Source organism: Pseudovibrio sp. WM33 (assembly GCF_001623165.1).
Lineage (GTDB): Bacteria > Pseudomonadota > Alphaproteobacteria > Rhizobiales > Stappiaceae > Pseudovibrio.
Map to the genome: position 1 here is coordinate 1 of NZ_LMCK01000015.1, position 26,349 is coordinate 26,349.

At 48.5% G+C, this 26,349-nt stretch carries 23 protein-coding genes and 2 pseudogenes; 16 read left to right on the forward strand and 9 right to left on the reverse strand.

What is annotated here, in order from left to right; translation table 11 throughout:
* Window positions 1-65 precede the first annotated feature (65 nt).
* The 5 genes from PsWM33_RS03405 to PsWM33_RS28760 form a co-directional block, all read right to left on the reverse strand.
* Window positions 66-1,187: a hypothetical protein gene (locus PsWM33_RS03405; protein WP_063296356.1), complete on the reverse strand. Its 1,122-nt coding sequence runs from the start codon at window positions 1,185-1,187 to the stop codon at window positions 66-68.
* Between the two features lie 84 nt (window positions 1,188-1,271).
* Complete coding sequence (locus PsWM33_RS03410; RefSeq protein ID WP_082826860.1) at window positions 1,272-2,132, reverse strand: formate/nitrite transporter family protein; 861 nt, start codon at window positions 2,130-2,132, stop codon at window positions 1,272-1,274.
* 102 nt (window positions 2,133-2,234) lie between these two features.
* Window positions 2,235-3,179: a DMT family transporter gene (locus PsWM33_RS03415; protein ID WP_063299222.1), complete on the reverse strand. Its 945-nt coding sequence runs from the start codon at window positions 3,177-3,179 to the stop codon at window positions 2,235-2,237.
* Between the two features lie 52 nt (window positions 3,180-3,231).
* Complete coding sequence (locus PsWM33_RS03420) at window positions 3,232-3,720, reverse strand: acyl-CoA thioesterase (RefSeq protein WP_063299223.1); 489 nt, start codon at window positions 3,718-3,720, stop codon at window positions 3,232-3,234.
* Between the two features lie 12 nt (window positions 3,721-3,732).
* The gene (locus tag PsWM33_RS28760; RefSeq protein WP_153039891.1) at window positions 3,733-6,939 is read right to left on the reverse strand and encodes an AMP-binding protein; all 3,207 of its coding nucleotides are present in this window, start codon (window positions 6,937-6,939) and stop codon (window positions 3,733-3,735) included.
* Between the two features lie 220 nt (window positions 6,940-7,159).
* On the opposite strand from PsWM33_RS28760, the gene PsWM33_RS03430 reads away from it, so the two are divergent.
* From PsWM33_RS03430 to PsWM33_RS26645, 7 genes and pseudogenes are all read left to right on the forward strand, one after another.
* A complete protein-coding gene (locus PsWM33_RS03430) occupies window positions 7,160-7,816 on the forward strand; it encodes a short chain dehydrogenase (RefSeq protein ID WP_208980642.1) in 657 nt (218 codons plus the stop codon).
* 36 nt (window positions 7,817-7,852) lie between these two features.
* A complete protein-coding gene (locus PsWM33_RS03435) occupies window positions 7,853-8,554 on the forward strand; it encodes a glutathione S-transferase family protein (protein WP_193778359.1) in 702 nt (233 codons plus the stop codon).
* 98 nt (window positions 8,555-8,652) lie between these two features.
* Window positions 8,653-9,366, forward strand: a complete 714-nt coding sequence (locus PsWM33_RS03440) for a pyridoxamine 5'-phosphate oxidase family protein (protein ID WP_063296361.1) — start codon at window positions 8,653-8,655, stop codon at window positions 9,364-9,366.
* Window positions 9,367-9,406: 40 nt separating this feature from the next.
* The gene (locus PsWM33_RS03445; RefSeq protein WP_063296362.1) at window positions 9,407-10,006 is read left to right on the forward strand and encodes a short chain dehydrogenase; all 600 of its coding nucleotides are present in this window, start codon (window positions 9,407-9,409) and stop codon (window positions 10,004-10,006) included.
* A gap of 83 nt (window positions 10,007-10,089) precedes the next feature.
* Entirely contained in the window at window positions 10,090-10,326 is a 237-nt protein-coding gene (locus tag PsWM33_RS03450) for an Lrp/AsnC ligand binding domain-containing protein (RefSeq protein ID WP_057462486.1), read from the forward strand.
* 42 nt (window positions 10,327-10,368) lie between these two features.
* A complete protein-coding gene (locus tag PsWM33_RS03455) occupies window positions 10,369-10,833 on the forward strand; it encodes a carboxymuconolactone decarboxylase family protein (protein WP_208991844.1) in 465 nt (154 codons plus the stop codon).
* Between the two features lie 19 nt (window positions 10,834-10,852).
* Window positions 10,853-11,068 (forward strand): annotated as a pseudogene (locus PsWM33_RS26645) (integrase core domain-containing protein); the annotation flags it as partial.
* 3 nt (window positions 11,069-11,071) lie between these two features.
* Here the strand turns inward: PsWM33_RS26645 and PsWM33_RS03460 are convergent.
* Window positions 11,072-11,320 carry an IS66 family transposase gene (locus PsWM33_RS03460; RefSeq protein ID WP_063299225.1) on the reverse strand — a complete coding sequence of 83 codons (249 nt, stop codon included), beginning with the start codon at window positions 11,318-11,320 and terminating at the stop codon, window positions 11,072-11,074.
* Window positions 11,321-11,412: 92 nt separating this feature from the next.
* Window positions 11,413-12,324: an MFS transporter gene (locus tag PsWM33_RS03465; protein WP_063299226.1), complete on the reverse strand. Its 912-nt coding sequence runs from the start codon at window positions 12,322-12,324 to the stop codon at window positions 11,413-11,415.
* Window positions 12,325-12,425: 101 nt separating this feature from the next.
* On the opposite strand from PsWM33_RS03465, the gene PsWM33_RS03470 reads away from it, so the two are divergent.
* From PsWM33_RS03470 to PsWM33_RS27075, 9 genes are all read left to right on the forward strand, one after another.
* The gene (locus PsWM33_RS03470; protein ID WP_063299227.1) at window positions 12,426-13,328 is read left to right on the forward strand and encodes a LysR family transcriptional regulator; all 903 of its coding nucleotides are present in this window, start codon (window positions 12,426-12,428) and stop codon (window positions 13,326-13,328) included.
* Between the two features lie 140 nt (window positions 13,329-13,468).
* Entirely contained in the window at window positions 13,469-14,452 is a 984-nt protein-coding gene (locus PsWM33_RS03475; protein ID WP_206598974.1) for an aldo/keto reductase, read from the forward strand.
* A 63-nt stretch (window positions 14,453-14,515) separates the two neighbouring features.
* A complete protein-coding gene (locus PsWM33_RS03480) occupies window positions 14,516-14,992 on the forward strand; it encodes a (2Fe-2S)-binding protein (RefSeq protein ID WP_063295821.1) in 477 nt (158 codons plus the stop codon).
* A 2-nt stretch (window positions 14,993-14,994) separates the two neighbouring features.
* Window positions 14,995-17,223 carry a xanthine dehydrogenase family protein molybdopterin-binding subunit gene (locus PsWM33_RS03485; protein WP_063295822.1) on the forward strand — a complete coding sequence of 743 codons (2,229 nt, stop codon included), beginning with the start codon at window positions 14,995-14,997 and terminating at the stop codon, window positions 17,221-17,223.
* 1,175 nt (window positions 17,224-18,398) lie between these two features.
* The gene (locus PsWM33_RS03495; protein WP_063299228.1) at window positions 18,399-19,454 is read left to right on the forward strand and encodes an MBL fold metallo-hydrolase; all 1,056 of its coding nucleotides are present in this window, start codon (window positions 18,399-18,401) and stop codon (window positions 19,452-19,454) included.
* 257 nt (window positions 19,455-19,711) lie between these two features.
* Complete coding sequence (locus PsWM33_RS03500) at window positions 19,712-20,167, forward strand: (2Fe-2S)-binding protein (RefSeq protein WP_063292187.1); 456 nt, start codon at window positions 19,712-19,714, stop codon at window positions 20,165-20,167.
* 12 nt (window positions 20,168-20,179) lie between these two features.
* On the forward strand, window positions 20,180-22,399 hold the full coding sequence (locus tag PsWM33_RS03505; RefSeq protein ID WP_063299229.1) for a xanthine dehydrogenase family protein molybdopterin-binding subunit: 2,220 nt from the start codon (window positions 20,180-20,182) through the stop codon (window positions 22,397-22,399).
* Between the two features lie 304 nt (window positions 22,400-22,703).
* Window positions 22,704-23,288, forward strand: coding sequence for an RICIN domain-containing protein (locus PsWM33_RS03510; RefSeq protein ID WP_153039700.1), 585 nt, complete (start codon window positions 22,704-22,706; stop codon window positions 23,286-23,288).
* Between the two features lie 474 nt (window positions 23,289-23,762).
* Window positions 23,763-24,338 carry a hypothetical protein gene (locus PsWM33_RS27075; RefSeq protein ID WP_153039893.1) on the forward strand — a complete coding sequence of 192 codons (576 nt, stop codon included), beginning with the start codon at window positions 23,763-23,765 and terminating at the stop codon, window positions 24,336-24,338.
* Here PsWM33_RS27075 and PsWM33_RS26655 read toward each other — a convergent pair.
* Both PsWM33_RS26655 and ltrA read right to left on the reverse strand, forming a co-directional pair.
* Window positions 24,264-24,743 (reverse strand): annotated as a pseudogene (locus PsWM33_RS26655) (IS3 family transposase); the annotation flags it as partial. The gene PsWM33_RS27075 and the pseudogene PsWM33_RS26655 overlap by 75 nt on opposite strands.
* A 73-nt stretch (window positions 24,744-24,816) precedes the next feature.
* The coding region (gene ltrA, locus PsWM33_RS03525) for a group II intron reverse transcriptase/maturase (protein ID WP_206598975.1) at window positions 24,817-26,349 on the reverse strand (1,533 nt) is incomplete at its 5' end.

Genomic DNA, 26,349 nt, shown 5'->3' on the forward strand with positions numbered 1-26,349 from the left:
ACCAAACCTCAAACTGGGGAAATTTGACCCTGCATTGACACTCCGCTGCTTAACAATTTGCATAGCTATTTACGTGTCAGGAGCATTGCTACAGAAATATTTCGGAATGGATAATCTTCTGGACTGGCTTTCAAAAGGGTTTCTGCTGTCTTGTAGATCTGGTCTAACAGATCTACTTTTGACGGTGCATCGGGGAGATTTCCACGCAACACTGCTTGAGTGAATGCCCGGAAGAAGTTGACATAATTGGTAGCATAGCGATCCAGATCTTTGTCTTGCTTATAAGTTTCAACAAAGGGGACTGGTACTTCATAGCTTTCTGTCCGATCCAGTGTGTAAAGACCGGCCAGATTATACGCTGAGTTTGTCAATGGGGATGTTAGCTCATCCAGACTGCGGAAATAGACGGGCTGGTAGTATCTCTCGTATACTTGTGAGGAAATATTGCCAAGTTCCACATGCGCCTGAAGAGCGTCGTTGAGAAGGTCGAAGAGGCCGTCGCAGGTGCGTAGTTTATCTGTGCACCCGAAGACCTGAACCATAAGTTTACCGCCTGATACAAGTTCGTTCGCCCGGGCAGTTAAAAAGGCCGCCATGTCATCTTCGGCTTGCTTGGCAAATATCTTGCTCTCGGCCTCTGTGACGTGACCGTTTGCCCGCCTTTTGCTGGGGCCGTTTGGTAATACGTATCCGGGCAACTTATCAAGCGGGCGTTCGGACAAGTAGCCTATTGAGTTGAAAGTAGTGGCGACATGGACGCTGTCTGGTGGCAGTAACTGATCATACATCGAACCGCCAATGGCCGCTGATGAGACCCGCTGTGAGCTGAATGTTGATTGTCCGTCAGGTCTTAAACCAAGAAATAACTTAGAATAATCATTTGTTGGCAAGTCAGAATGGATCGTCAGAAACGGGCGGTCTGTCTGCTGCATTGTCTTGCCGATGAGGTGACGCATAACCGAAATAGAATTGCGCCCTTCGGAACACCCGAAGTCTGCAAAGGTAACTGGTCCTGAACCTTTCTTAAGGGGCAGACTTGAGAGAGTATCTTCTAACCAAGGCAGGACGGCTGCGATTTGCTCCCATTGAGGAGCTGAGTTGGCATCATAAAAACCGCCGCCAGCCATGCCGGTCATGCCTGTTGGGCGACGTTGAGTACCTACTGTCTCTTGATCAAGATTTGTCATAATTGTTCCCTGAAAACCACTAATATTGCGTCGGATCTATAAATTCGTTTCTAAATGCATCAATCGTTTTTAACTGGCATATGCTCAGAGCATGTCGCGCTCATAAGCTGATGTATTCACCGAGGGCGCGCGCGAGTACGTTTCCTTTATGTCAGCGGAACGCATGTGAGCTGCGAACAGCGGCAGGCCGGTGAGAGCGAGTCCTCCAACCAGATTACCGATCACGACCGGGATCTCGTTCCAGATTAGATAATCGAGAATGGAAAAGTCTCCACCCAGTATCAGCGCCGTTGGAAACAGGTACATGTTGACTACCGAATGCTCGAAGGTCATTGCAAAGAACAGCATGATCGGCATCCACATTGCGATGACTTTTCCGCTGACGGAGGTGGAGACCATTGCGCCAACTACACCAAGGGATACCATCCAATTGCACAGGACACCGCGGATGAAGATGGTCATCATGCCGCCCATGCCATGTTCCTTGTAGCCCACGGTGCGGTTCTTACCGATGTTCGCGATAACCTCGCCAACATGATTGACCGGCGCTGAGAAACCGTAGGTGAAAATTACCGAAGTTAGAAAAGCGACCAGCAGAGCGCCTAAAAAGTTGCCAATGAAAGTGATCGTGATCGCCTTTGCCACACCGCGAAGAGTGACGTGGGGCCGCCGGTCGAGCCAAGCCAACGGGGCAAGAACAAATATTCCGGTAACAAGGTCGAACCCCATGAGATATAGCATGCAAAAACCAACAGGAAACAGGACAGCCCCTACGATGGGGAAGCCGGTTTGCACGCCGACGGTGATTGCAAAGACCGCAGCAATAGCCAGAATTGCGCCAGCCATGAAGGCCCGGATCATCAGAATTCTTGGGTTTATGAAGATTTTTTCCTCACCCACGTCAATGATCTTTTCGACAAAGATGCGCGGTTCGTTATAAGACATTCCAAATCTCCATGTTCTTTAAACCAACTGCTTCCAAACAATGGTGCGGTCAGCACTCTTCCGCCTTCTGGATGCTTGGGTGACACGGACGTTGAGCGGACTTCATCCGCTTCGTGCCATGCTTTCCTCCGGGGTTTGGGTTTCAACCACCTTTGGTGCTTTATGTCTGGTGACAATCAATATGCCCACCACGATCAGGCTGAGATTGAACATGAAATAAGATCCAAAACCTTCATCGAAGAATATCCATGCCAGCAATACAGTTGTGGGTGGGCCTAAGAAAAAATAACTCTGTGACCGTGAAACATCGCCGCTTCGTATGAGAATATAAAAAAGTATCCAGCTTCCCAGAGAAAGAACAACGCTTAGCCAAAGTAATGATCCAAGCAGAGGAGCTGACCAATTAACGACCATTGGCTCGAAAGCAAGCATTAGCCCAAACACCGGGATGAGCGCACTTAAATGCTGGATCAATGACCCTGTCATCAGGTTCATATGTGCTATAAATCGCTTCTGGTAGAGCACGCCTGCGACCATACTGAAAAGACACAGGACAGTAAGTAATACTCCGCTATAGGTGTTATTATCCAAGTTGGCTTTTTGATTGACGACGAGCAGGACACCTATTGTCCCAAGCAACAAGCCAAATATCAGTTTGAAGCTGAATCTTTCGCCCAGAAAAGCTATTGCCCCCACAGAGGCAAGTGCTGGATGCAGCGTCATAATCAAACCGACTGTGCCTACATCCATCCCCCATTCATATGCGATCAGCATACCTGTGAAGCAAAATCCGTGTATTAAAATTCCAGTCACACATATATGGAACACGTCTATAGGTTTATTGTGCCACTTCGCCTTGATCAAAAAAATGATGCCTAAGAAAAGTGGAACTGGAGTGGCTAATCGCAGGGTTTGAAACGTAAAAGGATCTGTATATGCGATGCCGATTTTCGATGCCACATACCCCGAGCTGTAAAGAATGACGAACAATAGCGGCAAAACTTGATTAACAATCACCGCCGGGTTCGGTCTTTGGCGTGGAGGCATACGTTCGTTTCCAGTTCGGTTTCCGTGATTGAATAGGAGGTTATCTTAGAAGCTAACCAGCTGTTATTTCATCACAATCTTCCACCGCCAGATATTCACGGAGGTAATTTTTGAAATCAGGTGGAATTTCGGCAGTTGCAATCTTGCCATGTTCGCCCGACGCTCTGGCATGAATGACTGTCAGCTGGCCTCTGGAAACATCTTCTTCGCGGCCATCGCTCAGCTTTTTACAGATGAAAAAATTGAGCACCAGTGATTTTGTGCCAATCCGGCCGACATTTATGGCGATGAGTATCTCATCGCCAAAGGTCATTGGTCGCAGAAAATCGCAGTTCACTGAGAGGATCGGCCATTTTTGATCTTTGGTCGGGTCGCAGATGCTCATTCCGCCTTGCTGGAAAAACCTTGTCTCCGCATACTCTACATATCGAAAGATATTTGAAAAATGCGCGATACCTGCCATGTCTGTTTCACAAAATTCTACATTTTTAGAAACAGAAAACAGCTTCGCATTTGATGCCACTTCAATGTCTTTAAGCATTATTCAATCCAATCAAGCTGTTTCGCGGATGACACGCTTTAGTTTTTTCCCTGTGACCCCTTCGTTAGACCCAGGAGAAACCTGCTTGATTTCAGTGATATCCGGAAGGTTATTCTGGTTGGAATATACGAATATTCTCTGCGCGATATCTGCGAAAGGCAGGCCTTCTTTGATTTCTGCTTCAACCTTTAAAGTTCCTTCAAGTTCGCCTTGGACCACTGTACAATCGAAGATCTCAGGAATATTTTTCAAAAAGGCCTCTTCGAGCTGGCAGCTATAGTAGGTTTTGCCACCCAACAGCATCGAATCGCTTGTTCTATCAACGTGGTAGTAAAGGTCATTCTCGCCTTTGTAAATTAGGTCTCCAGTAAGCCAGTAGCCGTCAAGAATGGCGTCTGCGGTCGCCTCTTGATTCTCCCAATACCCTGAAGTCACACTCGGTGATTTAACTCCAAGCCTGCCGACTACGCCATAGTCGGTGATTTTTTTGTCCTGTTCATCAAAGAGCGCAACTTCGATCCAAGAAAATGGTTTACCCACACAGCGGTTGTAGTTGTTGGTCTTAAGCGTGTGGATGTTTCGAAAGATCCCAAAAGCGAATTCCGAAGAGCCCAAGTTATCAATAAACAGAGCACCATTTACGCGTTTTCCATCCTCATAATGATGACCGTATTGAAGCATTTTTCTGACATGAGGCTCATGACATGCATCCGCAGTACTCATCCATATATTGATGGAGGCGAGGCGTTCTGGATCAATGTCAATCCGACACAAATCAACATAAACACTAGGGAATGCGAACATTATTGACGGCTCAAAAGTCTCAATTGCCGCCGCTATCCCTTCAGGAGATTTATCTGAAGCGACAATCAGATGGTTCATACGCATTATGTTGCTCATCAGCATTGTGATGGCAGCTGCATGTGAGACCGGTGCTGCCGATAACATAGCATTACCGAGCTTCTTACCAAGCTGCTTCTTGACCCCGTAAATTATCGATTTTTGACTAAAGGAAACCGCCTTGGGAAGACCCGTCGTACCGGAAGTATGACTAATGAGAACAGTATCATCATCCAAGTGATCATAGGTTTCAAAGGGAAGCGAGAAAGGTTGTTTTTCCACATCAGCGATATCTGTTGTTGGACATTCGAAATTGGCGTTGTAGGTGAGGATCTCACCCAGCCTTTCCCCTTCAGAAACAAGCAACTCAGGCTTGATCTTTGATAGATACTTACTCGCAATTTCCGGCAAAACTCCGCCATTTAAAAATGCAGGGATAGCTCCGACCTTCGTTAAAGCGAGGTAGTGAAGATAATAGGAAATGCTATCATCTAAATATAGTGCGACAATGGATTTCGCCCGTATACCCAAATGCCAGTAGCAAGATGCTATATGGTTTGCTTTCGCTACCAGGTCATTTAAGGAAAATGCCCAAGCTTGTCCCTCAATATCAATGTGAGTGACTGCTGTACGTTCATTATCTACTGCTAACTTGTGGACGCGAAAAAGAAAATTTCCAGCCCCTATCGTCGGGTCATTAGCTATTTCACTTATCAGAGAATCCTTGTCCTCAGGACTGTCGCCGTTTGTATTTTCCGCCTTGCGTAACATGTGCCGTTTTAATTTGCCCGTTTCGGTTTTGGGCAAACTGTCAACAAAGATAATCGATCTTGGATATTTGTATGGTGATATAGTGCTCTTCACATGCTCTTGTAACGCCTCAACTAAGCTCGGTGCTTTGCTATTCTTATCGGCCAGAACGACATGCGCGCGGACGATACTTCCTCTATCTGGATCTGGTATACCTACAACTGCACATTCTCGAACGGATGGATGTGAAAGCAGTGCTTCTTCAACTTCAGCAGCAGCTATATTGTAGCCAGACGAAATAATCATATCGTCTGCTCTAGAAACGAAGTGTAGCTTTCCGTCCTGATCTTTGCGGAAGAAGTCGCCGGTGATGTTCCAACCATTTTTGACATATTCTGCCTGTCGGTCATCATCCATATAGCGACAACCTGTTGGTCCGCGGAAGCCCAACCAGCCCGGCTTCCCAATCCCGACAGGTTTCATACCATCATCAAATACTTCAACCTCGTACCCCTCAATTGGCCAGAGGCCAGCAGAGCCAGACTGAAAGTCTTCCAGGCGGGTTGAGATGAATGTGTGTAGTGCCTCGGTTGACCCCATCGCATTTATGATTGGAACGCCTATACGATCTTGCCAGTGTTCTAACACTGGTTGCGGTAAGTTCTCACCAGCGGATACAGCGCAACGTAAAGTCTTGAGAAGTTTGCAGTTAACTTCTTCAGAAAGCATAACTTTGTATGCTGTTGGTGCGGAGAAGCAGACAGTTGCATCATACTGGCCGATAAATTCTGCCAGATTGAATGGTGACGTCTGCTCTAACAAGACGGCTGCTGCTCCAAAGCGTAACGGGAACACCGCCAAACCGCCCAAACCGAAAGTGAATGCCAACGGAGGTGTACCTATACAAACATCGCCTGGCACAATTTTCAAAACTTGCCTTGCAAATCCATCAGCAATTGCGAGGATATCGCGATGGCGATGCATGGTGATTTTAGGCTTCCCGGTCGTGCCGGATGTACTAGCTAGCAGTGCAATGTCGTTCTGAGAGGTTTTAGCTGCCTCATACTTAGTCGATTTGAAGATTGCCTTAGCATTCACAGTCGCTTTGTCGTCAATGATTGCCGAAAATTCCGCAATTTTAAGATCAGGGCGTGTGTTTCTATCCAACAGGCTTAGCTCTTCATCTAAACCTTTTTGGCAAAGAACCAAATCTACCTTAGCCCTATCGATCAAGATGCTCAGTTCGCCCGCACGCATGAGCGCAATGGTATTGAAAGCAACTGCACCAACCTTCAAGATTGCCAAAAAACACGCCACCATCATTGGGCAGTTTCTCGACCTAATCATGACCCGGTTCCCAGGCATGACGCCGAAATCTTCACTGAGAACTCTAGCAATCTGATTTGAAAGATCTCTAAGCTGCTGATACGTCAATGTACCATTTGAGCCGATTAAAGCCGGATGTTCGCCGAACCCCCGCTCCACTAAGGCATCAACTAGTTCAACTCCTACGTTTAACTTCTTTTGATATGGGTAAAGATCAATTTTAAATTCTGGCTGTAGTTCAGTTACTGGAAGGTTATTGTTGACAAATTCGTCAATATGCCCGGTTTCAAGCAACATTTTCATCAGCCTCCTAAATAATAATATTTATAATATTACTCTTATGTAAAATTTATATTTTAGATTTGATAAGATCAATTCAATACTATCGTTATCGATATAATACTTGATTTTTTATGGTCAAATTTCAAGAGCCAAATAAATGAAATGTTTTCATTTTTAAATTCTAATATTCTAATTTAAAAACTCTACGATAATATGTGGATATAAACCCCGAGGGTGACTGATGAGCCATGCACGAAAAACGACCAATCTAGCGGAAATGAACACCTCAAGTCGGGCTCAACGAATTGTTGTAATTGGTGCAGAAGGACATGTTGGAACGACGATATGTGCAGCGTTACCGGACCATCACGATGTGATTAAAGTGGGACGTAACAGTGGTGACGTAAATGCAGATATCTCAGAGAGATCCTCTATTGATGCCATGTACAAAGAGATCGGAAAAGTAGACGCTGTTGTTCTGGCTGCTGGTGCGGTTCACTTCTGCCCTCTCGAGCAATTTCCTGAAGATAAATTTTTATTTAACCTCACGCACAAAGCAATGGGCCAGATCAATTGCGTACTCGCGGGCCTAAACTATCTCAATGACGGCGGGTCGTTTACCCTATCAAGCGGTATTTTGGATAGAGACCCGATCCGAATGGCAAGCGGTGCAGCTGCTGCCAATGGTGCTATCGGCGGATTTGTGAAGAGTGCGGCGATTGAAATGCCACGTGACACTCGGATTAACGTTGTTAGCACGGGGCTCCAGGACATTTCCGTCGAACGATATGGAAGCGTTTTTCCTGGTCATACTCCTGTCTCATCGGAAAGGGTCGCCAATGCCTATCTTAAGTGCGTTGAGGGAGGCATTAACGGACAACTGGTGACCGTAGACTAAGGTGTTTGTAAGCAATGCTGCATGGGGGGGCAAAGTTTGAAATTTAAACTCGTGAGCTATAAATTATGTCCTTTTGTGCAGCAGGTATTTATAGCCCTGTCGTTGAAAGGCCTCGATTTTGACATCGAATATATCGACTTGTCGAACCCTCCAACGTGGTTCACAAAAGTTTCCCCGCTAAAAAAAGTACCAGTTCTTTTCGCTGGTACAGATCAGGTACTGTTTGAATCTATAGCAATAATCGAGTTCATTGAGGATTACGCTGAGCAAAAGACATATCCGTCGGATTTGTTTGAACGATCCCGTGACCGTGCGTGGATTCAGTTCATTAACCAGCTGATGTGGTGTCTGTATGATCTTTCCGTAAAGGGGAGTGAGGAAGAATACGGTTCAACTGTTGGAACGCTTCATAAAAAGCTCGATGAACTGGAAGCTGCCTCGCACGGTGGAAAATACCTTTTTGGCGATTCATTCTCGTTCGTAGAAGCCGCAGTAGCGCCATTACTTCTTCGCCTGAGTTATATTGACGAAATAGCCCCCGGTCTTCTTGACGAAGTACGTCATAGCAATATTTGCAGAGTCAACAACCAGTTAATGGCTGACGCAAACGTTCAACGCTCAGCTCACAGTGACCTAAAACAGGCTTATTACAAATTGCTCGGGAAGCGGCAGGGGTACTTGTCCACTTTCCTGCCTGAGAAACTCAAATCAGCTGAAAGCATGCCTTTAAGATATTGATTAGCACCAAAATACAATTTGCCAGGACAACACATTTTCATCTCAAAACCGCAGTTTTTTCTGAGTCATGCGAGCCATAGAAAATTGGAAAAAGTAATATGACGTCCACTAAAGTATTTGAAAAAACCACAAGGTCTACAATTAAACGAGCCCCTGAATACGCAGATTACAGCGAGCAAGCAGTCTACGATATATTGGATAGCGGGTATATGTGTACGATTGCGTTTGTACTCGACGGCAAGCCCCTCTTAAATCCCACACTTTACTGGCGCAAGGGTAATTACGTCTATTGGCATGGTCTAGCTGGCAGCAAGATGTTGCTTGAACAGGCCAAAAACATTGATGTTTGCTTCAATGTAAGTCACCTGGACGGGTTGCTTTTAGGACGCTCAGCTTTTCACCATTCTGTGAATTATCGCTCGGTCACGATCCATGGCAAATCGGAGCTGGTAGAAGACAGTAATGAGAAGATGGATGTTGCGTTTGAATTCGTCGAAACATTATTTCCCGGTCGCCGCTCAGAGTTGCGTGAACATAAAGAAGAAGAGATCCAAAAGGTTAAGTTTATGCGTTTGCCAATTGAGGAAGTATCCGTAAAGCATCGCTACGACAACTCTGTCATGGATATTTTGAGAAGGCAGCAGAGCAACGCACTTAAAGAGTATGGTCCTGAAGGTGTAAACCCCCACTGTTGGACAGGAACAATTCCAATTCGCACAATACTTGAAACACCAGTTCCAGATACCGCTACCGATCCAAACATTCAATCGCCTGATTATTTGTCCCAATCAAAATTCAAACGCGATTTCTGAGGCAAGCTGAAGTCTAGGTCATTACCAAGGAGGGAATGAGGTGAAGATAGTTGTCATTGGTGCAAGTGGAGATATTGGTCGCACGGTTTGTACAGAACTCAGCAAGAGACACGAAGTTATTAGAGTTTGCCGCAGTTCTGGTGACTATCAGACAGATATGACTGACATGGCATCTCTTGAAAAGCTATTCAATACGATTGGAGAAGTGGACGCTATCGTAGTGACAGCAGGCTCTGTTAAATTTGCAAAATTGCAGGAAATTTCTCAAGCCGAATTTATGTATGCACTCTCCGATAAAGTCATGGGCCAAGTGAACGTTGTTCTCGCAGGTATGAGTTATGTCAGAGATGGTGGATCCTTCACCCTAACAAACGGGCTATTGGATCAACATCCTGTTCCAAATGGAGTTGGCGCCGCGACAGCAAATGCTGCACTCTCTGGCTTTGCAACAGCTGCAGCTATTGAAATGCCTCGCAACATTAGACTGAATGTTGTGAGTCCAGGCCTCATGGACATTTCCTATGAGCGCTATGGAAAAACGCTCAAGGGACACGAACCAGTTTCTTCAAAAATTGTCGCCGCAGCTTATGCGAAAAGTGTTGAGGGATCAGCTTCCGGGCAACGTATTATAGGAGAATAAAATCAAGGAAAGAGATCTCTACTTGCTTCACATTCTTACTTGCAAACCCAATTCTAAAATGTCCTTTTGGAGGCCTTACAACGATGCGGTGTTTATTTGTCCAGATAAAATGCAAACCAGGATCGTGGCGTAGTATCGCAAATGAGATTGCCATCAAAGAACTACATTCCGAGATTTATTCGATCAACGGTGAATATGACATCATGACTAAAACATATTTGGAAGATTTCAACGAAGCACCAAACCTTGTTTCCAAAATGGTGAGCGATATCGAAGGTATTGAAAAGACTTCAACCATGTTTGCATTCGATCCATTCTGAGCGTTAGTTTTATCGCCGCCAGTTGGCAGTTTAGATATAGAGATGATCAACACTGGAGAAATGGAATTGGGATTAAATTATTTTGAGATAAACGCAGATGCCTTAAGTTCACTCCTCTCCATCAAAAAGCAGGTCCCTGCAATTGAGGAAACCCTGAAAACCTTGGTGGAGTTGCGTGTTTCACAAATCAATGGCTGCGCATACTGTGTAGATTTGCATTCAAACGAAGCTAGAAAAGCTCATGTTCATCAACAGAAACTGGATTGCTTACCGGTGTGGAAGGAAAGCAACCTTTTCTCACAAAGAGAGTGCGCTGCCCTCAGTTGGGCAGAAAGCGTCACGAGGATCTCTGAGGAACGTGAATCTGAGGGTAATTTGAACCTTCTATTGGAGACCTTCACGGACAAAGAAGCCGTAGATTTGACATTCATCGTATGCGCAATGAATGGTTTGAACCGTCTTGCTATAAGTTTTGGCGACAAACCCAAAAATTTAATTTCTAAGTAGATTTCTCATAGGAGCATGATCGCCCTGGGAGAACGGATACTGTGAAAGCTTCAACGGGAGAATGCGGGATGAATTGCTGAATGGTGAAATCTTCTACTCACTGCGCGAAGCCCAAATAATCATCGAGAGATGGAGGAACCACTACAACACCAAACGACCCCACAGTGCTCTGGGCTACCGCCCACCTGCGACAGAGGCTATCGTACCGATAGACCAAAGGCCAGTGATGCACTAACTTTCAATCTGGACCACTCAAATGGGGCTGCTCACGCTCTCTGCTTCGCTCCTGGCGTTCTAGCAGACGTTCCTTGGGGTTTTGCCCCGGATCGTCTTTTTCAATCTGATGTAGATCACCAATCTGGCGCAGGTCTTTTTGAGCTACAGGCGTGGTTTTGTTGCGTGCGACTTCATAGAGTTTGCGTCTTGCGTGGCTCCAGAGCAATACGCGAGCATCACCGGGTTCTTTTGTCGTTTCAGCAGCCGACATCTTCACATACGGAGCACCAATCCACTGGCTGCATGGTAGGGTGTCAAATCAAGAATCATTTCGGTTTCCTTAGAAATCGATCAGGTTGCAGGCTATGCGCCCGTTACCATTTGTTGGCGATCCGACAACATTAAGATGAGCTGAGACAACAGGCTGGTTGCAAAAATCCCGAAGAACAGGGGGGCTACCGTCATATTGAAAGCGCCAGCAATGACTGACCCAATCGCCATGGCAATACATCCGGACAGAAAACTGATGGCCGAGTTGGCCAGCCCGGCAATGTGTCCAAGCGGTTGCAGGGCGATTGCGTTCATATTGCCCATCATCAGCCCGCTGGCGATTGTATAGGCACGTGTTGTCCGGTTGAACAGGGTCGCGACAAGTCCGTCGCGGACCGAGACAAGACTGCCGGCGCTGCGCCGCTCAACTGGAAGAGTTTCCGGCTGGCGCGTCCAAACCCAAAACCCCGAGGCGCATGTCAGCACCAGCATGAACCAGAAGATCGACTGCCATCCCGCCAGCATCAGAATCCCCTGTCCAAGCATCGGAGCGATGCAAGGTACAATGATGAACACCGCCATCGTCAGGGACATGATGCGAGCCATGGCGGCTCCATCATATCGGTCACGAATAACGGACATAGGCACTATCCTGAGCGCAGCAGCTCCCACGCCTTGAAAGAACCGGCCTACAAACATCACTACGAGGCTGTCCGCCAGAATGCAAACCAGGCTGCTCAATACGAAAACCGCCATGCCGAGGAATAGGATTGGCCTGCGTCCAAAGCGATCGGACAACGGCCCATAGGCGAGTTGTCCGATGGTCAGTCCCAAAAACAGAACGCCAACGATCTGCTGCAATGCATTTCCATCGGCTATTCCAAAGCTCTCGCCGATGTCAGGCAGTGCGGGCAGCACAGTATCAATCGACAATGCTCCTAGCGATGTAGTCAGCGCGACGAGCGCAACAAATTCAACTTCACTCTGTTTGTTCGTTGTGGACATGTCCGATCATCCTCATTGCATGACCTCCAATCGGGCCGATGTTGCGAGGAGTATCTTTTTCGTTCATAATATAAACAAGACGCATCTTATTGAGGCCATATATGAAAAAATCTGACCTAATGAAGGTCGATGTCAAGCTGCTGACGATTTTCTGCGCAGTTGCGAAAGAAGGGTCGATCTCGCGTGCGGCTGCACGGATGGACGTCAGTCAACCTCTGATCAGTCATGCTTTGGATCGGCTGCGTTTAGTGTTTGGAGATCCTCTGTTCGTGCGAGCTGGACGTGGCATTGCCCCAACCGAGCGCGCCCTCGCCCTAGCACCCGAGGTTTCGGAAATACTAGATCGACTTGAGACACTCGTTTCGCCAGAACCACTGGAACTGGAGCAAATGACGACCCGATTTTGCCTGGAAGCGCAAGACTATGAGCGTCAGTTGATTGCCCCCGGACTGCTGGACAGATTTTTGAACGAAGCTCCGCAGGCCAAACTTCGCTTGATCTCGTCTGGCCGGAATTACCTGGATCGACTGCGCATGCGAGAGAGCGATGTTGTCGTTACACCTCTCCCTCCACCAGATCAGCTTGATATCCACAGCACTACGCTTTTTGAGGATTGCGCAAAGTGCTTCTTCGATCCCAACGTCATTTCGGAAGATGAGGTGCGTGAGAATTTCGGTACGCTGCCTCACGCGACAGTTCGTTTTTCCATGTCTGGAACGCCGTTCGAAGAACGAATCTTTGAACAACATGGTATTGAACGTCAGTTGAGTGTCGAAGTTCCTAGTTTCGAAGCCCTTCCCCCATTGATGCGTGGGTCACAGCTCATAGCGATATTACCGGCGCGTATCGCACATGGGCTGTTCAGGGAATTCGCGCACATTGAGCCGCCTTGCCCGTTTCCACCTGTTCAATTCAAAATGATCTGGCACAAAGCCACACACCATTCCCCATCGCAAAGATGGTTTCGTGGTGCAGTTCGGCAGGCGGTAGAGCAGATTGCGTAACGCTAGGTTCCAATCTCCTGCCAGTCTGATCATCTTTAACTATTGCTTGGAAAAGTGCCAAACTCTATGAAATTATGGCCACATATCAATTTTCGACATATATCATCTCAATAAAGTGCGCCTTGTTGATGTAATTCCTGATGAGTACCTTCCGGGTAGCCAGCGAAAAGAGCTGGAAATCTGAGAAAGCGTTTCAAATGGATATGAAAACCTACCGGAACGACAGTGTTGCAGTCTCAAGGCTTGGCTTGGGATGCATGCGCATGTCGATGATGCCGGACCAGCAGCGTTCCGAAAGCGTAGCCACCATTCACGCCGCGCTGGAGGCCGGCATCAACCTCCTGAACACAGGGGATTTTTACGGCCAGGATGGTCATAATGAAATTCTTATCGGTGAGGCACTGAAAAGCGTTGACCGGGACAAAGCATTCATTTCCCTGAAGTACGGAACTTTTCAGAATGCTTTCACGGGCAGCAACAAGGTCGATGTTGGCCCACAGAACGTGAAAACTTACATCACCACCTCTCTGAAACGTCTAGGTCTGGATTATGTAGACCTGTATCAACCCGCTCGCGTGGATATCGGTATCCCTGTAGAAGACACCGTTGGTGCTATCGCCGACCTGGTCGAAGCCGGATATGTGCGCAACGTTGGCCTGTCGGAAACCGATGCAGAGACCATTCGTAAAGCGCATGCCACCCATCCACTGAGTTTGGTGGAATTCGCTTACTCGATAACCGATACTTCCATCGAAGAAAGCATCCTGCCCACGGCACGTGAATTGGGTATCGGTATTGTGGCCTTTGGCGCCATGGGTTTTGGTAAATTGTCCGATGCAAAAGGCGATCCTTTGATGGTTACGCTGCGCCATATGGCCGCCGACAAAGACATTTCGATCGCGCAACTTTTGCACGGCTGGCTGTTGGCCAAGGGCGAAGACATTATCCCATTGGCTGGCGCTCGTACCACAGCCCAACTAGAGGATACACTGCAAAGCCTGGATCTAAGCCTAACCGACGAAGATCTAAATAGAATAGAAACCGCTCGAAATGCAAGCGAGCTGGTTGGCCGTTCAATGCCAAACATGGTCATCAAAAATGGTGTTCTTCTGGAGCAAGACTAGCCGGACACCTCGCGTTCCTATGAAACTTTCAGAACTATGTCTGCCAATTGAAGGAATTGATCCATGCGTCTATTCGTTAACGGCTCTGAATTTGATGTACCAGACTCATGGCAAGATGAAACGCTGCTTATGGTGCTGCGTGAACAGTTGGGTTTTGTTGGACCAAAACTTGGCTGCGGCCAAGGGGAGTGTGGTGCATGCACGGTTCACATCAACGGTGAGGCTGCTCGCAGCTGTTCCATTTATGCGATTGATGTCCAGTCTGACAGCATTACCACAATTGAAGGTCTCGCCAGCGCCGATGGCGTTTTACATCCTGTTCAACAGGCCTGGTTGGACGAGCGCGTCGCCCAATGTGGTTACTGTCAGGCAGGGCAAATCATGCAAGCCGCTGCATTGTTAAATGAAGAACCGAACCCCGACGACCAAACAATCATAGATCACATGAGCAACAATCTTTGTCGTTGCGGAACTTATAAAAGGATCAACCTTGCAATCAAGAACGCTTCCCAAGTGATGCAAACAAGAAAGGCGAGCTAGAAATGAAACCAGCTACACAAAAAAAGCGGCGCTTCACACGGCGTGGTTTCTTGAAAGCTGCTGGTTGGACAGCAGCGGGTCTAACCGTCACCTATTTCGTGGGCAGAGAGTTCGCGCCAGTCATGGCGTCGATGCGCGCACCAGACTTTGAGGAGGGCACAGCGTGGATCAAAGTCGACCTGGATGGCACTGTAAGAATGCTAAGCCCCGTGCACGAAATGGGACAAGGGTCATCCCTCGGCCTAGCCCAGATCGTAGCTGAAGAACTAAATGTTGATGTTGAGGATATCCAAGTCTCGCTTCCCTCAACAAACGACGTAACGAGACTGCAGGTCACCGTAGGAAGCTCGGGAACCAGTAACAACGCCCGTCCTCTGGCTGAAGCTGCTGCTGGTCTTCGTGAAGAGCTGAGACAACGTGCGGCCAAGCAAGTTGGCCTTGATGCCCATGCTCTTGGCGATGCTAAAGGCGGTTTTACTACCCCGGAAGGTCAAGTCGTGACCTTCGCTGATATTGTCACAGGAACAAACGAAGTGATCGATCTTGGGGACCTCCCGGATGCGACCTCTTACACGTTTGATCCAGGCAGGGAGAAGGTGCAGGTTGGCAAAACTGCTTTGCAGGTTCAAGGGCGTGATATTGTAACCGGCAAAGAGGTGTATGCACTCGACGTTCGTTTGCCGAACATGACATATGGGCGCGGCGTTCCAGCCCCCGTGGCGGGTGCCCAGATCGTTGATGTTGATGATGGTGGCGTCAGTAGTATGCCCGGTGTCATCAAGGTCGTCGTCGATAAAGAGCGTAATTTTGCCGGCATTGTCGCGGAAACGCCAAGCGTTCTTGACGCCGCACTCGAGCAGATGACTGTACAGTGGGACAGCCCATCAAGTTATACTCAAAAAGATATCGACGCGATGATTGATGTTGATATTGCTCTTTCGGCCGGGGAACTTGAGAGCATCCTCGAAAACGATGATGTCGCTCAGGATCAGGTTTGGACCGTTGACCGACGTCAGGATTTGCCAATTGTCGAACATGCGACGATTGAACGGCGTTCTGCGGTTATTCAATTTAGTGAGCGGGACGGGCGAGAAGTGGTCGAGATCTGGGCGGGCACACAGGACATGTTCGTCAATCAAAAGAAGGCAGCTGCGGAACTTGGGTGGTCAACAGACCGCGTAACGGTTCACCTCATGCGTGTGGGGGGCGGCTTTGGTGGTCGCGCAACATATGATGTTGTCCGCGATGCCGTGCTCCTTGGACGAGAGGTTGATCGACCGGTCAAGGTGGTGTGGTCGCTACGTGACGAGTTCCTCGCAGACCGTACGCGTCCGCCATCGTCTCATCGGGTTCGGATCAAAGCAGATGACGATGGGAAAATCACCGAATGGTGGCACGCTTTCGTCAGCGGACACGTCATGTTCAACGATTTTTTGTTACCTGAAGGGGGCTTGTCGCTCGTTCGGAAACTGTTTCACGACATAGGCGCCACTATAGGTTCTCATCCATTCTATACCGTTGATCGCCGCCGCATCGAATTCACTGACGTCGAACTTCCTTTCCATGTTGGCCAGTGGCGCTCACTTGGCGCGACGCCCAATTCGCTTGCAGCCGAGGCGGCGGTTGAGGAACTCGCGCGAACGCTCAACCTGGATCCAATTTCGCTACGGATACAGAATCTTGGCCCGGAACAAGACCGGCTCAAGACGTGTTTGACAAAGCTGAAAACCATTTGTGCCGCTCGCCCGCTTCCTGAAGACGCAGAGGTTGGTCGCGGTTACGCCGCTGCAATCTTTGCTGAGCAAACCCATGTTGCAATGGCTTTTGACGTATCTTATGAGAAAGAGAACGAACAAATCCGTATTGATCGTTGTTATTGTGTGCTTGATCCCGGATTTGTTTTCAGCCCTGATCAAGTCAAGGCTCAGATCGAAGGGTGTACCATGATGGCCATCGGGCAAGTCTTGGTCGAAGGGGCGCCTATCGATGATGGTTCGATTTCAGCTTATGGTTTCTTCGACTATCCGATTGCGACGATTGACCACGCGCCAGAATTTGAAATTGAACTCATCAGTGACCCCTCTGTCGCGCCATCTGGTGTTGGTGAAGCCGCGTTGATCGCTGCACTTCCTGCTCTCGTAAATGCCATCCGCGCAGCAACAGGATATCGCGCAAACAAACTGCCAATAGATGAGGACGATCTTGTTGCCACAATGAACACGAAGGGTTGATCAGAGTGAATAATCGAGTGAAGCTAGGCCCAGGACCCATTGATTTTTAATATCTTGCCTGACTTACTTTGTGAGCGTTCGGTGAAGTCGACCTGACGCGATAGGATTTGATTTTCTATTCTTCCTCCAGTTTTGTCAGCAGGCGCTGGAAGGAAGTTTGCCCGTCGCTCAGGTTGCCAGTCGCCATGGCACAAGAAAAACACGGCTATATTACTGGCTGAATGATCACCGTTACAATCCCATGCTTGAAGGGAGATCAATGCATACAACAGAAACAGGGTTTGTTTCTAACAGTGTCGTCGAGGAGTGCCTTTCGTGTTCATGCTGCGAGGAAGTTGTTCAGGCACCGCTGCCCTCCCGGCCAATCGAGCGCGGGTGCCCGGGATCAGAGTTGCTGGCTCAAATTGCTGATCATAAAATCAATCGCATCAACGATCTCATGCCATGGCGTTACGCTGCTAAATCAGCGTCACTGAAGCCCTAATTAATAAAAAGGCTGGGGTCATCGGACGCACACAGTCATGACTGCTTCCGTGATGTTGATAAGCACCACTCGCTTGTCGTTGCTTGAGCGTTGTCGTGTAACAAGGCCGCGCTTTCTAAACGACCAATGACCTTGATCGCGCCTCCTTCGGTGAGCAGCAAGGCGTGTGAAATTTCACTCATCGTCACAGGTGCTCCAGACTGGTAAACACGCCCAAGCAGTTCTTTTTTGAAAGTGTCAGTTCACATTCATCCATAACAGCAGCCTGCAACATTTGCCGAAGGCGTTCTGCTTTAAGCGGTAGCAGATAGGCCATCCTTATGTTTAGAAGCTGTTTCTTGGGTGGTAGATCTAGTTTGGTCCTCGCAATCCATATCTCTAAATATATTAATTGACAAGAAAAGTATTCCAGATAAGTATATCCAAACTTATGCGGTAATAAGTTAGACAACCTGTAGCAGCCGTATGACCATGTAAAAAAGATACGCGGACGTCCGTGCCTCTGCTGCTCACCCTTTCGTTGTTCTGTGAAGTTTTGCAGGTGCATCCAATGGCAGCAATGTTGCAGGATCAAATGGAATTTTTTCTAGAGAACTTGCCATCATGAATCGCGCACACTCACAGCGCTAAATAGGCAGGACCAGATGTCGCCTATGTTTGGCTGGATATCTTTTAAACGGGGAACTTATGGATGCGGCCCATTGAATTTACGGTAGTAATTTTCGTATTGGTAGGTGTTTTCATGACAGCTTGTGCGGCTACTCAAAAAGATCACAAGCAAGGATCTTTGAATTTCAAAGATGGAGCATTTAGGAATAACAGTCTGGTCGAAACTCACTCCTTCTGGGAAGTAGCCTGGGCAGGGCTGACCTCTGACACGGAAAGGGCTAAATGGCCGAAATGGGTGGAAACGATCACAGATCCGTCCCCGCAGGACAGAGTCAATAGCAAGGACGCACGCGTCACCTTCATCAACCATTCAACTTTTCTTATCCAGATAAATGGGTTCAATATTCTCACTGACCCAGTGTTTTCAGAACGAACCAGCCCGATTTCCTTTGCTGGCCCAAAGAGGGTTCATAAACCGGGCATAGCTCTGGAGGATCTACCAGAAATCGACGTAATTATCGTAAGTCATGATCACTATGATCATCTGGACTTGAAATCCATAAATCAGTTGATTAAGCGCGACAACCCCAAAATATATACCGGACTTGGGGTGGGAAGTCGCTTGGCATCCTCTGACAACATCAATGAACTAGATTGGCTGGATAGCGCGCAAGTGTCAGATGATTTTAAGCTTTGGTTTCTTGAAGTGCAGCATTTCTCAGGTCGTACATTGACTGATAGAAACTCCACTCTCTGGGGCGGGTTTCTTATGCAGATTGGTGGCAAGAATATCTACTTTGGCGGTGATAGTGGTTACGCCAATCACTTCAAGAGAACATATGAACAATTTGGACCTGTTGACTTGGCCTTTCTGCCAATAGGTGCCTATGCACCTCGGCATTTATTCAAGCCAGTGCATCTTGATCCATTTGAGGCTGTTAAAGCACATATGGATTTAAGAGCAAAACAGTCAATCGGCATGCATTATGGAACCTTCCAACTGAGTGCAGAAGCGCGCGTTGAGCCGGTTGAACTTCTGGAACAAGCCAAGCGTGAGGCTCAACTGTCCCCTTCTAGCTTTATCACGCTCAATGTAGGCCAGCCGCTGGACATGATCGGTGTTGGCTCCTCTGATTAGTACCAGTCATCCTCGCTGACAAAGCACGTAGAAATATAGAGAAACATGATCAACTACGTTAGGTCGCCTTCACCGAGCACCTACGCTTTACCGTTGATGGGAGCGATTTTACAACCTCTATCAATCGCATCATAGCTATCAAGGAAGACCGCCTTATGGGGCCCTCCGATTAGTGCTTAAATTGTTAGATAGGCTGTTATGGAATCTCATCGAAATCGTAGGAGCCAGCTTTTGGCGTTTCAGACAGGAGAAACACAATGATAAGATTCCAGCTCAACGGAAATTCAGTTACTACTGGCGTGAATGAAGATGCCCCTCTTCTTTACGTTTTACGAAATGATTTTTCTCTGAACGGCCCTAAATTTGGCTGTGGTGCCAGCGCATGTGGTGCATGTACTGTGCTTGTTAATGGTCAGGCCGTTCGGTCCTGTATCACACCGGTCTCGCTTGTCGCCGACTCCGAGGTGGTGTCGCTCGAAGATCAGACACCCGACAGCGTTCTTTCAGTGCTTCAACAAGCGTTCCTGGTTGAGCAGGCTGCACAATGTGGCTACTGCAGTAATGGGATGATCCTGACGGCTACTGAACTGCTATCGAGCAATCCTGCCGCAAGTGATGCAGAAATCCGTGAGAGCATGGATGGTATTTTGTGTCGCTGCGGCGCACAGGCGCGTGTGCTAAAAGCAATCAAGCGTGCTCAAGTGCAGATTTGAGGAGAGCTAATCATGATTAAGCCTGACACAGCATCACTTTCTCGACGTTCCATTCTACACGGCATTGGGGGGCTCACCGCCTATTTCGCATTGCCGGTTTCCATCCGTACTGCTCAGGGAGAAATGCGACGCCCAAATGAATCGACAGTTGATGCCTGGATTCGTATAGATCCCAAAGGCAGCGTTTACGTGTCCTCTGGCAAGGCTGAACTTGGCCAGGGAATTCAGACTGCATTTGGGCAAATCGTTGCAGAGGAACTGGATGTCGACCTTGCGCGCATAAAGGTGATCAATCCAGACACTGACCGGTCACCAGATGAATCGTATACGGCAGGCAGCGCATCGATACAGTCGAGTGGTATGACATTACGCCACGCAAGTGCCGAAATACGCCGTCATCTTGTCAAGATGGCAGCGGGCAGGCTCCACGCCAATTTGGTGGACATCCGTGTCGAAGATGGAGAGGTGATCGCTCCGGACGGCGGTCACATAACCTATTGGGCTTTGGTCGGTGGTTTGGAAATAAATATCCCGATCTCTGGCAATGCTCAACCAAAGCGTCCAGCAGACCATAAGTTTGTGGGTACGCCCCAGCAACGGGCTGATCTACCGGCCAAACTATACGGTGAAGCCTCTTACATCGTCGATATTCGCCTAGAGGGCATGGTTCATGGCCGCATCGTACGCCCCCCAGCACCGAAGTTCACACTCGTGGATGTATCCATCGACACCGTCAGTGCAATGGACGGTGTGATCTCAGTTGTACGGGATGGTAGTTTTCTCGGCGTGATTGCGGAACGTGAAGAACAAGCTGTGGCTGCAGCTGAAGTATTGGCCGAAGGTGCAAGCTGGGACATCCCGCCCATTGAACCACCGCTGGAGGAGTTGCCTGAACGGATTAAAACGCTGCCGTCATTCGACAGTGTTTTTCTGGAGGTTGGCGATGTTAACTCTGCCGGTGGCGAGCGTTTCGAAGCATCTTACTATCGTCCTTTTCATGCCCATGGTTCGATCGGACCATCTTGTGCGATTGCTCAGCTTGATGGCGATATCCTAACGGTGTGGTCGCATACGCAAGGTGTCTACCCAGCCCGGCGTGACATGGCAAACGTACTAGGGATGGCTGAGAGTAACCTGCGTCTCATTCATGCCCATGGAGCCGGATGTTATGGCCATAATGGTGCAGATGATGTAGCGATGGATGCAGCGCTCTTAGCCCGCGCAACCGATTTACCAGTACGTGTGATGTGGTCGCGTCAAGATGAGCTGGCTCATTCACCATTTGGCACGGCAATGCGTATTGAAATTGCTGCCGAACTTGATTCCAACAACAGGTTGCGCTCCTATGAGCACACGCTCTGGTCAGGTGCTCATATTGCGCGTCCAGGTTTGCAATCCCAAATGAGCAGCGGTAATCGTAGTGGCCTCATGCCCGCTTGGTCTACTAACAGCGATCTGCAACCCTATGCATTTCAAAGCGCAGCGTCTATGTTCGGGGCGGATCGTAACAGTGATCCGATCTATGATATCGCGAACAAGAGGCTGACAAAGCACCTTCTGCCCGAGATGCCTTTACGTGTCTCAGCGATGCGCAGTCTGGGAGCTTATTCCAATCACTACGCTATGGAAAGCTTTATGGACGAAGTTGCCTTTAATGCTGATGTGGACCCGATTGAGTTCCGGTTGCAGCACCTCAGCAATCCGCGCTATCGGGCGATTGTCGAAAAAGTTGCAGAAGAAGCCAATTGGTCTGGTCGTTCGAACAAAAAGGGCACTGGACGTGGTTTCGCATTTGGACGCTATCGGAATACATCGGGCATTTTCGCAATTGTCGTCGACGTACACGTAGATTTAGAGAATGGCGAGGTAGCCATATCGAAGGTCGTTGGAGCCATAGATGTCGGTCAGGTAATCAATCCGGACGGCGTGCTTAATCAGATCGAAGGCGGAATCATCCAATCCCTGAGCTGGACCTTGATGGAAGAGGTGACTTACGATCACACCGGCGTCACCAGCACCGAATGGTGGGATTACCCAATCATGAGTGTCGCGCAGTCCCCGGTCATTGAGCTTCATTTGATTGACCGCCCAGACTTGCCCTCTGTTGGAGCAGGTGAGGCTTCACAGGGGCCTACTGCTGCAGCACTTGCCAATGCCATCTTTGACGCAACTGGCGCTCGCGTTCGTGATTTGCCACTGCGGCCTGAAAAGATCCTGAAGCAAATGACTTAACTGAGTTCTTTTGACGGAGTTAAGCCAATAGGTTTTAGAGATTGTCGAACTGTGGCTCGAAGTAAAATGCAACGCGCATTTAATTTTGGGTATTTTCACATACCCAGACCAACCTATGCCTTCATTAGTTGAATAGCGGAGAGCTTTGGCCAGAACACGTCCAAACTGTAATCCGTACTGATGAGGAAAACTCGACAGATCGCAACGTTTATTGGTGAAACTTGAAGGGCACGTGTGATGCACATCCATTTGAGCATTGCATAACAGATGCCCGAAATAAAGTTTCGCCTATAGGAGACACCTGATGAGAACACTTGCAGTGATGCCTTGGACACTAGCCTTTATTTTACTTTTGCCAATAACGGTGCACGCTCAGGATTGGCGTGATGAGGCAGGTTATCTTTATTTAGCTGATCGTCTTGATCGACCGCAGGACGGTTATTGTATTGACGTGGCCGGGTCGGGCAACTGGGTAGACTTTACCATGCCGTTAAATGCGCATAATTGCAAACGGCCGGGCTTCTATGCAGACGAGGCCGTTACCTTTTCCTCTCCTGGTGCCATTCGTTTTCCTGCTTATCGGGGGTGCGTGACAGCGGTTGGTTTGAATGGGAGAACATTGCCTGGTGCCCCGCTGATGATCAAACATTGTGCTGATGAAGTTGATATCGCGCAATATCCTTTTGTGCGGGCATCTTTACAAGATTTCACACATCGTACAGATGGGCGTATTGAATTAACTGGCACGGGGCTTTGCTTCGAGGTTGGCGCAGATTCTGACAGCACCTTTTCAGAAGATCATCGCTGGCGTACCCTAAATCTGAATACCTGCGAAGATATTCCCGAAAGTCGATCAGTCTGGTTAGAATTTGAGCGAGAAACAGAATAATAACTATGTCGCAGCCAATACTTCGAAGGGTACTGTCGCAAACTTCGCTGGAATGCCCTTTTGGCTCAGTTGGCCCTTCCTGATCTTGTGGTCAGCAATTTGGCGCTATCAACCTGTTCGTCATCAGGGATGATTGGACAAGGGTTGAATATACAACCCTAGACACAAGACAATTGAGACAGCGTCATCCCAGAAATATTTATCTTGTAAGCAAACGGAAGCTATTCATCCAAAGTTCATTATTGCAAAGGCAAAAAAAATCTTCTGAAACGAATATTTTAGATTTATAGGAACTCCGTGTCAGTGCTGGATGTATTTTCCCCATTTGTGCTGCTTGAAAATTCCCCACTTTCGCAGCTTTGACTCTTGATTGAAGGGGCATGCCCCTTCAATCAAGAGTTGGCCAAACTCTCCCTCACGTTCCGGTTGGAAAAAGGGGTGCGGAAGGGGGTGGTCAATCTCGGGAAGATCGTAATGATCCATAATTTGAAGCAGCAAGGCTTGTCTATAAGTGCCATAGCGCGCAAAGCGAGCCTGAATAGAAAGACAGTCGCTAAATATCTGCACCAAGGCCTTGAAGCCCCTGTTTACGGACCTCGTCAACGTGATGGGCGTATGCTGGAGGAGTACAAAGACTACTTGCTCGAACGCCTGGAGCGGTTCCCTGGCCTGTCTGCCCGGCGCTTACACCGTGAGTTAAAGGCACTGGGATTTGAAGGCGGGTACTCCACTGTAACGGAGTATCTTCGCGAGCTTCGCCCAGCTCCGGCACGCCCGTTCGAACAGCGCTTTGAGACAGCACCCGGCCAACAGGCACAGGTGGAGTTCACCTGTGAACCGGGCGTGACGCGCAAAGTCTTTTTGTTTTCTATTGTCCTTGGTAATTCTCGGTTTGTGTGGGGACGCTATTGTTCCAATCAAAAACTGGAAATGGTCCTGCGCTGTCATATTGCAGCCTTTGAAGCCTGGACTGACCTAAAGAAAATGGAAAGCCTCTGTCTCACTATTTCTTTTCTGTCTCTCGAACGCGATTGGCGATTGATAGCCTAACGACGAGTGTCGCCTGATTGGATTGTAAAAGCCCTCAATGTAAAGGCCAAGTGCCTTTTCTGCCTTCTGACGAGTCTGAAAGGTAGTTCGCCACAACATTTCAGACTTAATGGTCTTGAGCGCGGTTTCCACCATGGAATTATCGAAGCAATTACCCTTGCCGCTCATCGAAGGGGTAATCTTGTGCCTCGATAAGAGCCGCTGATAAGCATCGGAGCAATACTGGCTGCCTCTGTCGGAATGATGAATGAGACCATTTAGAGAAGTCCGTGTAGCCAGAACTCGCTTTAATGCCGTTGTCACCAGATCGGTCTTCATGCGATTGCTGGTTGCCCAGCCTACGATACGCCTTGAAAACAGATCTACGACGATCGCCAGATACAGCCAGCCTTCTGAAGTCCAGAGTGGAGTAAGAAGCTCCAAAGAGCTTCTCCTCCCCGAACCGGACGTGCACCTTTCAGCGCATCCGGCTCTCCGTTCAAGTCTGGCTCATAGCCATTGCGACATCATGATAGCGTGAGGTAACCGTAGAGCGCTGCTCCTCTCTGAAGAGATAAGGATTGCACTCAGGATTGCGCCATCTGAACTGCGCTTTGGGACTGGTGACCAGCCGTCTAAGCGCTCTGCCAATACGATTGCCCTGTTCACTTATCCCATAGATCAGCCATGTCTTGGCTTTACCCTTTTCTGGCGCTTTGAACCACTTGCGCATCAAAGGTTTGATACGAGAGCGGTACTTTCGTGCCAGCCAATGAGCAAACTTCCAGAACACAACAGTGTCAACCTTGTGGAATACATAGGCTGTAAAGCCTGTGAACTTGTAAAACGCCGCCCAACCCGCCAGTTGGCGGTTCAGGCGGTCAATCATATCAACAGTCCTGATATCATGGTTGCCGGATAAAGCCTTGACGAGTTTATGGGTAAACGCCTTAGCCTTTTCCTTGGGTATCGTGGTGGAAACACGCATGGTGCCCCATCTGTCCCGCTTGCGAATGATGCGGTGTCCAAGAAAGACAAAACTGTCATTGATGTGAGAAATATGGGTTTTGTCCATATTCAGCGTCAATTTGAGCCTATCCTCCAAAAACGCGCGGCATTCTTCACGGATCACCTCGGCATGAGCTTTGCTTCCCTTCACGATCACGATAAAGTCGTCAGCATACCTGCAATAAGAAACTGCTGGTTTCCACTGTCGGTTTTCCCGCACCGCTATAGGGATGGCTTTTTGAATGCCGAAGTTCCATGCCCAACGATCCTTTCGGGCTTTCTTGTTCAGGTATTTCGCTTCCAGCCACATATCAAACTCGTGGAGCATGATGTTGGACAGGAGCGGCGAAAGAACGCCGCCTTGCGGAACACCTTCATTGGCAGCCCTGAACAGGCCACGATCAATGTGACCTGCTTTCAAGATACGCCAGAGCAAACTGATAAATCTCTTATCCTGAACACGGCGGCGCACACAGCGGATCAGCAGTCGATGATGGACGGTGTCAAAGTAGCTGGCCAGATCACCTTCGATGACCCACCGTCCTCTAACACAGTCTGTATCTTGCAGCTGGGTCCTTACTGTCCGTACCGCGTGATACACACTCAGCTCCGGTCGGAAGCCATAGGAATTGCGATGAAAGTCGCTCTCCCAGATAGGCTCCAAAGCCATCAGCATGGCGCGTTGAACAATGCGGTCTATCAGAGTTGGAATACCCAAGGGCCTTTGCTTGCCATTGGCTTTTGGAATGTAGATCCGTTTGACCGGCTGGGGGCAATACGTGCCCGCCAGAAGCTCCACCCGCAAACCCTCCAGATATCGATCCAGATTACTTTGCAGGTGTTGCTTGTCCATTCCATCAATACCCGCCGTTCGAGCGCCACTGGACGCCAGAACAATGCGAGCGGCCTCAGTAAGCCAGACCCGATTGGCAGCGAGCCGCAACAGACGATCGAACCGACGGTTCGGATCACTTGTGGCCCACGTTGCGAGTTTGTGTTGCATTTCACTGATTATCAAAGGTCT